This window comes from Bradyrhizobium sp. B124 (assembly GCF_038967635.1).
GTDB lineage: Bacteria > Pseudomonadota > Alphaproteobacteria > Rhizobiales > Xanthobacteraceae > Bradyrhizobium.
The window spans coordinates 2,927,918-2,941,537 of the sequence record NZ_CP152413.1 but is presented as its reverse complement, the minus strand read 5'-3'; the positions used below and the strand labels follow the sequence as shown (position 1 = coordinate 2,941,537).

General features: G+C 64.3%; 12 protein-coding genes, 1 other RNA gene and 1 pseudogene. 6 read left to right on the top strand and 8 right to left on the bottom strand.

What is annotated here, in order from left to right; all coding sequences use genetic code 11:
• Nucleotides 1-15: 15 nt before the first annotated feature.
• Nucleotides 16-570 carry a hypothetical protein gene (locus tag AAFG13_RS14270; RefSeq protein ID WP_212310498.1) on the bottom strand — a complete coding sequence of 185 codons (555 nt, stop codon included), beginning with the start codon at nucleotides 568-570 and terminating at the stop codon, nucleotides 16-18.
• Between the two features lie 139 nt (nucleotides 571-709).
• On the opposite strand from AAFG13_RS14270, the gene AAFG13_RS14265 reads away from it, so the two are divergent.
• Entirely contained in the window at nucleotides 710-2,002 is a 1,293-nt protein-coding gene (locus AAFG13_RS14265) for an MFS transporter (RefSeq protein ID WP_342712380.1), read from the top strand.
• Between the two features lie 4 nt (nucleotides 2,003-2,006).
• Here AAFG13_RS14265 and AAFG13_RS14260 read toward each other — a convergent pair whose 3' ends face one another.
• The gene (locus tag AAFG13_RS14260) at nucleotides 2,007-2,618 is read right to left on the bottom strand and encodes a TetR/AcrR family transcriptional regulator (RefSeq protein WP_342712379.1); all 612 of its coding nucleotides are present in this window, start codon (nucleotides 2,616-2,618) and stop codon (nucleotides 2,007-2,009) included.
• 170 nt (nucleotides 2,619-2,788) lie between these two features.
• On the opposite strand from AAFG13_RS14260, the gene AAFG13_RS14255 reads away from it, so the two are divergent.
• Together AAFG13_RS14255 and AAFG13_RS14250 are read left to right on the top strand one after the other, a co-directional pair.
• Entirely contained in the window at nucleotides 2,789-4,021 is a 1,233-nt protein-coding gene (locus AAFG13_RS14255) for a cytochrome P450 (RefSeq protein WP_342712378.1), read from the top strand.
• Nucleotides 4,022-4,232: 211 nt separating this feature from the next.
• Nucleotides 4,233-7,943 (top strand): AsmA family protein, encoded by a 3,711-nt coding sequence (locus AAFG13_RS14250; RefSeq protein WP_342712377.1) that lies wholly within the window; start codon nucleotides 4,233-4,235, stop codon nucleotides 7,941-7,943.
• A gap of 69 nt (nucleotides 7,944-8,012) precedes the next feature.
• Here AAFG13_RS14250 and AAFG13_RS14245 read toward each other — a convergent pair whose 3' ends face one another.
• The 6 genes from AAFG13_RS14245 to ssrA form a co-directional block, all read right to left on the bottom strand.
• Nucleotides 8,013-8,366, bottom strand: a complete 354-nt coding sequence (locus tag AAFG13_RS14245; RefSeq protein WP_212310493.1) for a VOC family protein — start codon at nucleotides 8,364-8,366, stop codon at nucleotides 8,013-8,015.
• Between the two features lie 55 nt (nucleotides 8,367-8,421).
• Nucleotides 8,422-8,697, bottom strand: coding sequence for a ribbon-helix-helix domain-containing protein (locus tag AAFG13_RS14240; protein WP_066499077.1), 276 nt, complete (start codon nucleotides 8,695-8,697; stop codon nucleotides 8,422-8,424).
• Entirely contained in the window at nucleotides 8,694-8,882 is a 189-nt protein-coding gene (locus AAFG13_RS14235) for a DUF4169 family protein (protein ID WP_097674527.1), read from the bottom strand. Before AAFG13_RS14235 ends, AAFG13_RS14240 begins: the two co-directional genes overlap by 4 nt.
• A 275-nt stretch (nucleotides 8,883-9,157) precedes the next feature.
• Nucleotides 9,158-10,573: a class II fumarate hydratase gene (fumC, locus tag AAFG13_RS14230; RefSeq protein ID WP_342712376.1), complete on the bottom strand. Its 1,416-nt coding sequence runs from the start codon at nucleotides 10,571-10,573 to the stop codon at nucleotides 9,158-9,160.
• A gap of 177 nt (nucleotides 10,574-10,750) precedes the next feature.
• On the bottom strand, nucleotides 10,751-11,272 hold the full coding sequence (locus tag AAFG13_RS14225; RefSeq protein ID WP_173637958.1) for a ClpXP protease specificity-enhancing factor SspB: 522 nt from the start codon (nucleotides 11,270-11,272) through the stop codon (nucleotides 10,751-10,753).
• 143 nt (nucleotides 11,273-11,415) lie between these two features.
• Nucleotides 11,416-11,781, bottom strand: a transfer-messenger RNA (tmRNA) gene (gene ssrA, locus AAFG13_RS14220).
• Nucleotides 11,782-11,881: 100 nt separating this feature from the next.
• Here ssrA and AAFG13_RS14215 point away from each other — a divergent pair.
• From AAFG13_RS14215 to AAFG13_RS14205, 3 genes and pseudogenes are all read left to right on the top strand, one after another.
• The gene (locus tag AAFG13_RS14215) at nucleotides 11,882-12,493 is read left to right on the top strand and encodes a chromate transporter (protein WP_212310491.1); all 612 of its coding nucleotides are present in this window, start codon (nucleotides 11,882-11,884) and stop codon (nucleotides 12,491-12,493) included.
• A complete protein-coding gene (locus AAFG13_RS14210) occupies nucleotides 12,490-13,023 on the top strand; it encodes a chromate transporter (protein ID WP_212310490.1) in 534 nt (177 codons plus the stop codon). Before AAFG13_RS14215 ends, AAFG13_RS14210 begins: the two co-directional genes overlap by 4 nt.
• A 144-nt stretch (nucleotides 13,024-13,167) precedes the next feature.
• Nucleotides 13,168-13,617: pseudogene (locus AAFG13_RS14205) on the top strand (tripartite tricarboxylate transporter TctB family protein); the annotation flags it as partial.
• Nucleotides 13,618-13,620: the final 3 nt, after the last annotated feature.

Below are 13,620 nucleotides of genomic sequence, written 5' to 3'. Positions count from 1 at the left end.
CGCGCCGGCGTCGCGCTACTTCTTGCGCTTGCCGGCCTTGGGACGGTGGGCGCCGATCGTCGGGACCGAGATCGTGAGAAACCCCTTGCTGGAGAAGCTCAGGGCGCGATCGCCGCTTGTGATCTGCACGATTCCTTTCGGGTGCTCCCCGGGATGCCAGGTGAAGAACACCGGCATCGCCCTGCCGCTTTCGAGATTGGCCTGCAGCGACGCAATGATCTGATCGTGCCCGTTCTTCCGCGAGGCCTTGCCGTCAATCGATGAACCCGTCCGCTTCAGCAGCTTCAGATACTTGAAAAATCCCTGACGATCGGCTTCGCCGACCGGCGCAATGTTGAGAAGTCCAAAGGACATCTGCAGCGTGTGCTGCGACGAGAATACCTTGAACTCCTTTTGAAACTGGACCATCTCGTCTAGCGCTTCGCCAATGAACCGGGAGTTCAACTGCTCCTGAACGTGCGGAACGTAGCCGTCTGCAACCAATCCACCCATAGTATTCCTCCTGAGTATTCCTTCTGAAAAGAAGATGATAACCCGCTTCGCGGTCTCCGGCCAGACGCGAAGTGACAATCCGATGATCCTACAATCATCGGTAGGTACATTTGTCTATGAATTGCTTCACAGATTTGGCCGTGCATTATGCAAGAGAACGTGTTTCCCCTCTTGCTCGGTCGCACCCGTCCGGTTGCGCCCTTACGATGGTCATGCCATGCGGCTTCCCTTCTTCTACGGCTGGGTCATCGTCGCGGTGACCTTCGTCACCATGGCGATCGGCGTCAACGCGCGGACGGCATTCTCGCTGTTCTATCCGCCGATCATCTCCGAATTCGGCTGGGAGCGTGGTGTTACCGCCGGCGCATTCTCGTTCGGCTTTGTCGCTTCCGCGGTCGCGAGCCCGCTGATCGGGCGGCTGATGGACCGCAGCGGTCCGCGCGCCGTGATGGAGCTTGGTGTGCTCTTGATGGGCTCCGGCCTGCTGCTGGCGCCGCTGACCACGCAACCCTGGCATCTCTATCTCACCATCGGCGTGCTGGTTGGTTCCGGCAGCGTCTGCCTCGGCTATTCCGGCCAATCGCTGTTCGTGCCGAACTGGTTCATCCGCCGCCGTGGCCTCGCAATCGGGCTCGCCTTCGCCGGTGTCGGCATCGGCTCGGTGACGCTGCTGCCATGGGTGCAGCACATGATCGAGCACACCGGCTGGCGCACCGCCTGCACCGCGATGGGGATCGTGGTGCTGGTCGTGCTCGCGCCGATCAACCTGTTGCTGCACAAGAAGCCGGAGGACATCGGCCTGCAGCCGGACGGCGATGCGGCGCCGACGGCGACGTCGGCCAGGCCGGCATCGAACATCGTCGATCCGGTATGGGCCGGCACCGACTGGACGCTGTCGCGTGCGCTGCGCACTGCGCGGTTCTGGTGGATCGCGACCGGCTATTTCTGCGGCCTGTACATCTGGTATGGGGTGCAGGTGCACCAGACCAAATTCCTGCTCGACATCGGCTTCAGCTCCAATGTCGGCGTCTGGGCGCTGGGCGTCGTCAGCCTGCTCGGCATCCCCGGCCAGATCTGGCTCGGGCATCTCTCCGATCGCATCGGCCGCGAATGGGTGTGGGCGATCTCGTGCTTGGGCTTCGTGATCTGCTTTGCCGCGCTTGCCGCCTTGAAATACTGGCCGAGCATGACGCTGATCTATCTCATGGTCTTCACCCAGGGCGCGCTCGGCTACGGCCTGACATCGGTGATGGGACCGGTGGTGCTCGAGATCTTCCAGGGCAAACAATACGGCAGCATCTTCGGCACCGTGATGCTGGCCGCGCTCGCCGGCGGAGCCGCCGGCCCCTGGATCACGGGCCAGCTCTACGATCTCTCGGGCAGCTATACCAGCGCGTTCCTGCTTGGCATTGCCGTCAGCCTCCTGTCGGCATTCGCGATCTGGCAGGCTTCGCCGCGCAAGGTCCGCGCCGTCGCCGGCCAGATGCACAAGGCCGCCAGCGCGGCCTGACACATCAGGCGGATGAAACGCCGATTGCCCGCTGCAGGTCGGTGATCGCGCGCAGGCAACTGTCGGCGGGTGTGGTCTCCGGATCGATCAGGCGGTGCAGGCGGAAACCATCTTCCAGCGCCAGCACGATCGCGCCGGTCCAGTCCGGATTAAGTCTGGCGTTCCTGCCGCTATTCTTCTGCGCGGTCTCGACGATGTCGGCGATCAGCTTGCGCCGCGCGCGGAGGCGCTTGGCGAGTTCGGGCCGGCGCTTCTCGGCGCGCGCCACGAACAGGATCATCTCCATATGCAGGAGAGGCGAGCGGCCGAGCGGATCCTGCCGGCTGCGGTCCAGGGTGCGCAATGCCTCCAGGAAGTCGGCCAGGTCCTTGTGCTTGGCAAGCAAATCGAGATTGCGCCGGATCGATTGCTCAACGTGATCCTCGAGCATTGCGAAGATCAGCTCGTCCTTGCTCTTGAAGTTCGAATAGAAGGCGCCGCGGGTGAAACCGGCCGCAGCCGCGATCGCCTCGATGCTGGCGCCGCCGATTCCCTGTTCCTCGAACACCCGCGCCGCCGCCTCGAACAGCTTCTCGCAGGTGTCGTCCCGTGTCGGTCTGGTTCGAACCCTTGACATCGGCGCAGTTTAGGGCACAATGCAACTCGATACAAGAGTGTATCGAGTTGCATTTGCTAGATCCAGAGTGCTAAAATCAGAATGGTCGCACCCGTGTTGGTGCGGTCTTGAGGATGACACCAAGGCGCGCCAGAGTGCAGGCACCGGCGTAGCGCACGAACGAGGTCACCATGAACGAGCAAGTTCAGCCGGCCAGCGGCGAGCCGCTTTTCAATCCACTGGCGCCCGAATTCATTCGCAATCCCTATCCGTATTATGAGCGGCTACGCCGCCTCGATCCGATGCATGTCAACGCGCACGGCGCCTTCGTCGCCAGCCGTCACGCGGAAGCCAGCCTCGTGCTGCGCGACAAGCGGTTCGGCAAGGACTATGTCGAGCGCTCGATCCGCCGCTACGGCCCCAAGATCATGGAGGAGCCGGTCATCCGCAGCATGAGCCACTGGATGCTGCAGCAGGACCCGCCCGACCACACCCGCCTGCGCGGCCTCGTCGTCAAGGCATTCACTGCGCGCCGGGTCGAGGACATGCGCCCGCGCATCCAGCACATCGTCGACGAGACGCTCGATCGCATCATTCCGCAGGGCAAGATGGACCTGATCGAGGATTTCGCGTTCCGCCTGCCGGTCACGATCATCTGCGACATGCTCGGTATTCCCGAGGAGCATCGCGAGGCCTTCTACAACGGCTCGCGCGACGGCGGCCGTCTGCTGGAGCCGGTGCCGCTGTCGGCGGAGGAGATCAAGCAGGGCAACGCCGGCAACGCGATGGCCGCGATGTATTTCCACCAGCTGTTCGAGCTGCGCCGCAAGCAGCCCGGCGACGACCTCACCACGCAACTGGTGCAGGCCGAGGAGAACGGCCAGAAGCTCACCAACGAGGAGCTCACCGCCAACATCATCCTGCTGTTCGGCGCCGGTCATGAGACGACCGTGAACCTGATCGGCAACGGCCTGCTCGCGCTGTTCCGCAACCCGGACCAGCTCGCGCTCCTGAAAGCCAATCCCGGTCTGATCACCAATGCGATCGAGGAGTTCCTGCGCTACGATTCCTCGGTGCAGCTGACCGGCCGCGTCGCGCTGGAAGACATCGAGGATCTCGGCGGCAAGCGCATCCCGAAGGGGGAGAGCGTGCTGTGCCTGCTAGGCTCGGCCAACCACGACGAGGCGGTTTATCCCGACCATCCCGAGAAGCTCGACATCCAGCGGCCGAACGTGAAGCCGCTGTCGTTCGGCGGCGGCATCCATTTCTGCCTCGGCGCCCAATTGGCACGGATCGAGGCCGAGATCGCGATCTCGACGCTGCTGCGCCGGATCCCCGACCTGCGGCTCGATGACGCGGAAAATCCGGAGTGGCGGCCGACCTTCGTGCTGCGCGGGCTGAAGCGGCTCCCCGCGAGCTGGTGACATTCCGGACGTGCGGCAGGGCAGTAACCCTGCCGCGACGGCCCGTGTGCACGCACGCTTGAGCGGAAAACCGTCATCCGTCTGACGCCGCAGCGGTAATGCCGCTGTGACTTCGCCATACTTGTCTCTATATTTGGGTTGCTCCGGCCAAGGGTTGGCAAAGGGTTCAGCATAAGGAGGCTGCCGCGGAGCGGGCTCAAAGGGAGACACCGTGCAGACGACGCTGCTCGGCCTGGCAATCGCCTTCATTCTTGCGCTGGTGGCCGCGCTGGTCGGTCCGTATTTCGTTGACTGGAACCAGTTCAGGCCGCAGTTCGAGACGGAGGCGTCCAAGATCATCGGCATGCCGGTTCGTGTTGCCGGCAATCTCGACGCGCGTCTGCTGCCCGCGCCCTCGCTGCGGTTGAAAAACGTCACCGTCGGCGGCGCCAACGACCGTGGCAAGGTCCGCGCCGCCAATCTCGACGTCGAGCTCAGCCTGAGCTCGCTGATGCGCGGCGAGTGGCGCGCCAACGAACTCACCATCAACGGCATGTCGCTCGATCTCGGGCTCGATCCGAAAGGGCGGATCGACTGGTCGCCGTCGAGCGGCAGCTTCAACCTGGCTTCGCTGGCGATCGACCGCCTCAATCTGACCGGCCGCATCGCACTGCACGATGCCGCAAGCAGCAGCACGCTCGAGCTGAACGACATAGCCTTCAGCGGCGATGTTCGCTCGCTTGCCGGCGCAGTCCGCGGCGACGGCAATTTCATGTTCGACGGCAACCGCTACCCGTTCCGCATTTCCTCGGGGCAAAGCGCCGACGGTAGCGGCACCCGCCTGCACTTCAACATCGATCCCGGCCAGCGCCCGATATCGGCCGATCTCGACGGCATCCTGACCTTCGAGGCCCGCGCACCGCGGTTCGAGGGGAGCGTGGCGCTGGCGGGCACACCTGGCCAGCGTGGCGGCAGCGATATGCCGCCCTGGCGGATCACGGCCAAGATCAAATCGGATTATTCGGCGGCACGTCTCGACCAGGTCGAGGTGAGCTACGGCGGCGAGGAGCGCGCGCTGAAGCTCGCAGGGAATGGCGATCTCCGGTTCGGCGCGTCGCCGCTGCTGCGCGCCGCGCTTTCGGCACGGCAGCTCGATGGCGACAAGTTCGCCGCCAAGGACGCCAACAACGGCAATGTCGAGCCGGTGCGCGTGCTGCCGGCGATGCGCGCTGTGTTGTCGGGCCTTCCGCAAAGCCCGATCCCGGCGCAGGTCGAGCTCACCTCCGAACAGATCATGCTCGGCGGCCGTCCGTTGCAGGACGTCTCGGCAGAGCTGCAATCGGATGCGAAATCATGGACCGTGCGCCGGCTGGAGTTTCGCGCGCCGGGATCGACGCGGGTCTCGATGAGCGGCGCCAGCGCGCAAGGGGGAGCCTCGAACAGCTTCAAGACCGCGCTCAACATCGAATCGTCCGATCCCGATACGCTGATGAGCTGGCTGCAGGGGCGGGCCGACATCGCCTATCGCAGCCAGAAGCCGCTGCGGTTGCGCGGCGACGTCACGGTGTCGCCATCAGGCTTTTCGATCGACGCGATGAAGGCGGAGATCGAGGGCGGCGCGGTCGAGGGCCGCGTCGCGGTCGCGCATCGCGAGGCGACGAGCGGCTCCAAGGTCGAGGCGCAGTTGAAGGCGGAGCGGCTCGATCTCGATGCGACCACGGCCTTCATCCGCTCGCTGGCCGGCCCGCAAGCCGAATGGCCGGACGAGGCACAGTTGTCGCTCGATGTCGGGCGCGCGATCTCCTCGGGGCAGGAATTGCGGCCGCTGCTGGCGAAGATCGCCTATAGCCCGAAGAACATCGTGCTCGAGCGCGTCAAGATCGGTCAGCCCGACAATGTCACGCTGGATGGCAGCGGCAATTTCGATCGTGTCAATTCGACCGGCAAGCTCGCGGTCGATGCGGCCGCCGCGTCGTTTGGCCGGCTGACGGCCGTGGTTCAGCCGTTCGCACCGGCGCTTGCCGCGCGGCTCGGCGTGCTCCGCGCGGATGCCGGTCCGGTCCGTGCCAGGCTCGCGCTCGACCTCGGCAAAGGCAAGGTCGCCGATCGCGTCAGCGCGCGCGCGACGGTCGATCTCGACACGCCGCAACTCAAGGGCAATACGGTGATCTCGGCGACGCCGCCGGTGGCTGCGATCCGTGCGCTGGATTTCGACGCACTTCGCAACAGCGACGTCACGGCCGAAGCGAAATTCTCCGCCAGCGAGGGCAATGCGCTGCTGGCGCTGCTTGGGCTTGACCGTGCGGTCGCAGCCGGTGCGGGCCCGACGCAATTCGAGGGCAACGTGAGCGGTGCGTGGCAGGCGCCGTTGCGGCTCAAGGCGAGGCTCTGGGGCGCCGGGCTCGATGCGGATGCGGAAGGGACCGCGGAGCCGTGGTCCAAGAACGGGGCCGGGGAGAGCAAATCGAACATCAGCCTCCGTGTCCGCAGCGCCGACATCAGTCCGCTGCTCAATCTGAAATCATCCGATCCAGCGGCAAACATCCGCTTGTCGTCGCGGCTCACGCTTGCGGGTGACAGGCTGACCTTTGACGATCTCGACAGCATCGTCGCCGGTTCGCGGCTGCGCGGCCGGCTGGCGCTGACACTCGCCGATCAGAAGAGCATCGACGGCGAAGTCGGCCTCGATCAGATCGCGCTGGCGCCGATTTTCGCAGCGGCGATCGGCGCGGCCGGTCACGATGCGACGGAGCCGCTCGGCCAGGGGCTGACAAGCGCCTGGCGTGGCAAGGTCACGTTCGAAGCGCTGCACGGTCTGCTGCCGGGCGGCGCCGAGCTGCAGCCGGTCCGCGGCACCATCAGGTCGGATGGGCAGTCGCTGACCTTCGACGGCGTCAAGGGCAAGATCGGCGGCGGCGAGGTGACCGCCTCCATCGATGCGCGGCAGGGCGTCAATGGACTCGCCTTAAATGCAAATGTGCAGCTTGCGGGCGTCGACGGCGCGGCCTTGCGCTACCGCAGTCTCGCGATGCCCAAGGCACGCACTTCGCTGCAGATGACGTTGTTGACGCAGGGCCGCAGCGCCTCGGCGCTGATCGGTGCACTGTCCGGCAGCGGCGCCGTGACGCTCGAGGGGCTGAACCTTCCGGGGCTCGATCCGCGCGCGTTCGACGTTGCGATCCGCGCCAGCGATTCCGGGCAGGCGACCGATGACACGCGGCTGAGGCAGATCGTCGAACCGGCGCTCGCAGCCGGCGGGCTGTCGGTCGCTTCGGCGCAAATTCCCTTCAACATTCGTGACGGCCGCGTCCGGATCGGCGTCACCACGCTCGCGGCGAGCGGTGCCAACGTCATCGTGTCCGGCGGCTACGACATTCCGGCCGACCAGGCCGACATCCGCACCGCGCTGACATCGACGCAGATCGGCACCGCCACCAGCCGCCCGGAAATCCAGCTGCTGGCGGTGGGCACACCCGACGGATTGTCGCGCAGCATCGACATTGCGGCGTTGTCGTCGTGGCTGGCGGTGCGCGCGATCGACCGGGAGACCAAGCGGCTCGACGCGATCGAGCGCGGCGAACCGGTGCCGCCGCCGACCCCGGCGGCCCTTCCGCCGCCTGCGGGACCGGCGCCTGATGCGCCCGGCGAAAGTTCGCCGGGGGCGCCTTCTGCCAATCTGCCGGTGCCCGGCCCTGATCCGCGCCGCGTGCCGGCGAAGCCGAAGATCGTTGCGCCACGGCCGCCGATCATCCCGCCTGCTGCCACAGCACCTGCCGCTGTGCCGCCTGCGCCGGTTGCGAGCCAGCCGCAGCTGGCGCCGCTGCCGCCGCCGATCGAGGTCAAGCCGGTGCCCGGCGCGGCCAGGTCGAGGCCGCTGCGGCCGCCGCTGTCGCTGACGCCGCAGGTCGCCAATCCGCCGCCGCGGCCGGCGGTGCAGAACTAGGAAGCGCCTTCAGACGAAGTAGGTCACCGGTTCGCGTGATGAAAACCCGTCGGAACGGGAATCCAGCGCTTACGAGCGGTGCTGGAGAATATTGATCAGCCGGCCGAACGGATCTCGGACGAAGAAGCGCCGCACGCCCCATGGCTCGTTCGCCGGTCCGTATTCGATCGCGATGCCGGCGGCCCTCATACGGTGCAGCGCTTCGTCGAGGTCGTCGACCTCGATCGAGAGATCGGGCACCGGCGTGCCGGAGCCGCCTTCGGAAGCGAAGCTGATTTGAACCTGCATCGTTTCGGATGAACCGTAAGTCGCAATCCAACCGAAATCCATCAGCGGCTGGAGGCCGAGGATGTCGCGATAGAACGACTTCGCTGCCGCTACATCTGATGCGGCAACGTTCGCGACGATGCGATTGACCTTCATGCTGAAGTCCGCGTGGCGGAACGACCGTCTGCCGAAGCGACGGTCGGCAAGGCAATCAGGCTTGCTGGCGCGTGTCGACCTGTTGCGGCCTGACATCCGCCGGCACCGCGGGGGTGGCGCGCGAGCGGAAATAGTCGAGCACGAAAAGCCGGATCGCCGAGGACAGATTGCCCTGCTGACGATTGCTGTCGATCTCGCCGACCAATTCCGACAGCGTCATGTTCCGCAGACCGGAAATCTCCTTCATGCCGTTCCAGAAGGCTTCTTCGAGGCTGACGCTGGTCTTGTGACCGGCGACGACGATCGACCGCTTGACGACGGGAGACTTCATGATGCGTCACCACTTTCGATGCGGTGCTGATCGAGCACGCGCTCACTGCGCTCGCCGAGAAATTCGTCACGCGCTCGTTCGGATTTGGTGCGACCGAATAGCGCACGATTGGCTTCGGCCTGCTTTGCTGCTTGTTCGCGCTCACCGCGCTTCTTGAATCGTTTCAGGTTGACCACGTCGCCCATGCTCGTCGTCCTCATCGTCCCCAGAGCGGAATTGGTGATGCATCGTGACGAAAGCAAGAGCGATCGCGCTAAGCGCCCGGCTCGATATCCATCCCGAATCCCCATTTGATGCTTGTGATAGCATCAAAGAATCCGTTTCGCTCTGCGAAAACTAGACGTCTGTACCATGCGCCAGCGCAGAGCTGATAGGCAAACAGCCTTAGCCTTTAGGCGTTATGATCCATAATTATATCACGCGCGCTGACCGTAATTATCCGGACATTGCGCGCTTCGCTTCAGCCAGGGTGTGTCATTTTGTCCGGCTGCACGAGGCGATCAAATTCGTCGGCAGTTACGAATCCTAGCCGCAAAGCCTCTTCCTTCAACGTCGTTCCGTGCGCGTGCGCCGACTTCGCGACCTTGGCTGCGTTGTCGTAACCGATCTTCGGCGCGAGCGCCGTCACCAGCATCAGCGAGCGCTGCATCAGCTCGTTGATGCGCTTTTCGTCGGCGCGTATTCCGACAACGCAATGCTCAGTAAATGAGCGGACAACGTCAGACAGCAACTGAATGGAATTTATCATACAATATGCCAACACGGGCTTGTACACGTTGAGCTCGAAATGGCCCTGGCTGCCGGCGACGGTGATCGTGGTCTGATTGCCGAACACCTGGCAACAGACCATGGTCATGGCCTCGCACTGGGTCGGGTTGACCTTGCCCGGCATGATCGACGAGCCCGGCTCGTTCTCGGGCAGGATCAACTCGCCGAGGCCTGAGCGCGGGCCCGAGCCGAGGAAGCGGATGTCGTTGGCGATCTTGAACAGGCCGGTCGCCACCGAATTGATCGCGCCGTGCACAAGCACATAGGCGTCGTTGGACGCGAGTGCCTCGAACTTGTTTGCCGCGCTGGTGAACGGGAGCCTGGTGATCTCGGCGACATGCCTGGCGAAAGCGTTGGCGAATTCCGGCTTCGAGTTGAGGCCGGTGCCAACAGCAGTGCCGCCTTGCGCCAGCGGAAACAGCTCCTTCACCGCGGTGCGCAGCCGCGCGATGCCGCTCTCGACCTGCGCGGCGTAGCCGGAGAATTCCTGGCCGAGCGTCAACGGTGTCGCGTCCTGGGTATGCGTGCGGCCGATCTTCACGATCTTGGCAAACGCTTCCTGCTTCTGGTGCAACGCCTGATGCAGCTCGGCAAGGGCAGGGATCAGGTCGGCGATGATGCGGCCCGCCGCAGCGATATGCATCGCGGTCGGGAACGAGTCGTTCGACGACTGGCTCATGTTGACGTGATCGTTCGGATGGATCGGCTGCTTGGCGCCGAGCTCGCCGCCGAGCATCTGGTTGGCGCGGTTTGCGATCACCTCGTTGACGTTCATGTTGGTTTGCGTGCCCGAGCCGGTCTGCCAGACTACCAGCGGAAAATGATCGTCGAGCTTGCCTTCGATCACTTCCCTGGCGGCGCTGATGATGGCGTCGGCGCGGCGTGCATCGAGCTGGCCGAGTTCGCGATTGGTTTCGGCTGCCGCGAGCTTGACGATGGCGAGTGCATGGATGATCGCGATCGGCATCCGGTCGTGGCCGATCTTGAAATTCTGCCGCGAGCGCTCGGTCTGCGCGCCCCAGTAGCGATCGGCGGCGACGTCGATCGGACCGAAGCTGTCGGTCTCGCTACGGGTGGCGGCGTTGGATGGTGTCGTCGATTGAGCCATGGATGCTCTCCGTTGCGTCATCAGAACGTGATCCGGCGGTGCGCCAGGTTTTCGCCGCGGGAACGCGACAGCGTCCGCGCGGAAGCACGTTCAATGCAGAAGATAGTCCGGTATGACGATCTGTCATCCCGGCCCTCGAATGCATCCTACAAGGTCGAGGATCGATCGGTGTTTAGATTATTTCTTGCGGAAGCGGTCCAGCCGCACGACCTCGGCGCCCTCGCTGGGCTTCGCGGGCTCCTGCTCGGTCTCGGCCGTCTCGGTCTCGACTGCCGCCCGGGCGGCCGGTGCGGGAAGGGGAGAGGCCGGTGCCGTCGCGGGCGGGGCCTCCTCCGACAATGCCTCCGAGACATCGAACCGCAGATCGAACGGTGCGGACGGATCGAGGAAGCGCGTCACCGCGGCGAACGGCACGTTCAGCCGCTCGGGAATCCCGCCGAACGACAGGCCGACCTCGAACCGGTCCTCGGTCACCACCAGATCCCAGAACTGGTGCTGCAGGATGATGGTCATCTCCTCCGGATACTGCGCGAGCAGCCGCGGCGACAGTTTCACTCCGTCACCGTGCGAGAGGAAGGTGATGTAGAAATGGTGTTCACCTGGCAGGCCATGTTCGGCGGCGTCGGACAAGACCCGGCGCAGCACCCCGCGCAGCGCGTCGCGCGCCAGCACGTCATATCGGATGTGATCGGTCGCCATCGTATTCCTGTCGCCTCGAAAATGCCGGCAAGGCACCGCCGGACCCGTCCGACTCGCCCTTTTGGCCATGCTACTCCGCCGGGACGTGGAAATCAGCAGGGCTGGCAGCTGAAAATGCGGGCGGACGCCCCATAGGGAAATAAAGTGGAGGCTTCTGTTGCCAGGTGCCTCCGAACCCCGCCTAACGGAGCTTAACCCGTTAGGACTTTAAGATGGTCTTTCAAACTGCGTTACGCAGCCTGAGCAACCGGAGCAAAGTTGTCGTTGGCAACTATTGCATTAGCCCGATAACGGCGGAACCATACCGAGAAAAAACACGCCCTTTACGCCCTCGTCGATCCTATTTCGCCCCCGCCAAAAGCCACCAAAGCCAGGGGCTCGGATGGGTTTTGGTGGAGGCGCCGGGTACCGCCCCCGGGTCCGAATGGTTTATTGCGACGGCCATTTATTTCCATAGCCGGCGAACCGGCACCCCCAATATAGGCGGCGCGAACGAAGAAAAATAGAGCCGATTCAGGCTTGTTCAGGTGTGAAACACGCCGATTTGGGGTGGCCGCCGTCCTGGTGCTGTGTCTTGGCACTGTCCTGGCGCCGTTCTAGATTTTGCCCATGCCCCCGGAATCCCCGCCGGCTGCCGCCCCGGCGCCGGATGCCTCCGCACCGTCTCCGCCCCTCCAGCCCGGCCTGCTCGAGCTGTTCCTGGCCTTTGCCAAGATGTCGCTGGCCGGCTTTGGCGGGGTCCTGGTCTGGGCCCGGCGGTCGATCGTCGAGCAGCACCGCTGGATGACGGCGGAGGAGTTCAACGAGACCTTCGCGCTGTGCCATTTCCTGCCAGGTCCGAACATCGTCAACCTGTCGGTCGTATTCGGCTCGCGCTTTCGCGGCATCGCCGGCGGGCTTGCGGCCTTCGCCGGGCTGGTCGGACCGCCGATGGTGATCGCGACCGTCCTTGCCGCACTCTATGCCCGCTACGGCGATATCGACATCCTGCGCCGGACACTCGCCGGCGTCGCCTGTGCCGCGGTCGGGCTGCTGTTCGCCGTTGTCCTCAAGATGATGATGCCGCTGTTGAAACGGCGCGATGTCACAGGCCTCGTCATTCTGTCCGCGGTTTTCGTCGCGATCGGTCTGATCCGATGGCCGCTCCAGATCGTGCTGCTGGTGGCGATCCCGCTCAGCATCGCAACGACGGTCCTGGCGCGACGCATGGTGAAGGCATGAATACGGAGTCCAGCCCGATCGCAGCGCTGGTCTGGACCTTCGGTCTGATGTCGCTGTTTGCTGTCGGCGGGGCCAACTCGGCGATCACCGAAATGCACCGCGCCGCCGTCGACGTGCATCACTGGCTGACCGACAAGCAGTTCGCCGACGTGTTCGCGATCTCGCAGCTCTCGCCGGGACCGAACGTGCTGATCGTGACGCTGATAGGCTATTCTGTCGCAGGCGTCGCCGGGGCATTGGCCGCGACGGTTGCGATGTGCGGACCGACCGCGTTGCTTGCCTATTATGTGAGCCGCTTCCTCGATCGCTCGCGCGACGCGCGTTGGCCGGCGATCATTCAGGCTGCATTGGTTCCGCTGTCGATCGGCTTGATGGCCGCCTCCGGCCTGATCGTGGCGCAGACATCAGACCAAAGTTGGATCGCGATCCTGATCACCATTGTCGCAGCTGCGCTTGCTTTTGCGACACGGATCAATCCCTTATGGATGTTGCTTGCCGGAGGTCTCTTGGGTTTTGCTGGCGTTGTCTGACGAAAATCGCTAGCAAGGCTTTCGGTCAACGCACCACAAGCCAAGCCATTCAATCACAACGGGCGGGACAGCCCTGACGGGGGAAGCGAAGTCATGAGCGATACGCCAAGCGAGGCGCCGGTCAAATCGATCTTGCCGAAATGGGTGCGCGGTCCGCAGGACTTTGTCGGCGGGCTTGTCATGATGGCGGTTGCCCTGTTTGCGTTGTGGGCTTCGAGCGATCTGCAGGGCATGCACGGATTCTCGTTTGGTGCCGGAACCGCGCCGCGCATGTTCGCCGTGCTGCTGCTGCTGCTCGGCGGCGCTGTCGCGCTGATGGGGATCCTGAGCGACGGCCCCCATATCGCGGCCTATTCATGGCGCGGGCCGCTGTTCGTATCGGCAGCGATCGTGTTCTTTGCGGTGTCGATCCGGCCGCTTGGGCTCGTCGTCACGGCATTTGCCAGCTTCATGATCGCGGCACTCGGCTCGGAGGAGACGAAGTGGCTGGAGGCGACCATCGTCGGTGCCTGTCTCACGCTGGGCTGCGCATTGTTGTTTCCTTACGTGCTGGGACTTCCGATGCCGATGTTCCCTCGTTTCCTGATTCAGTGAGGG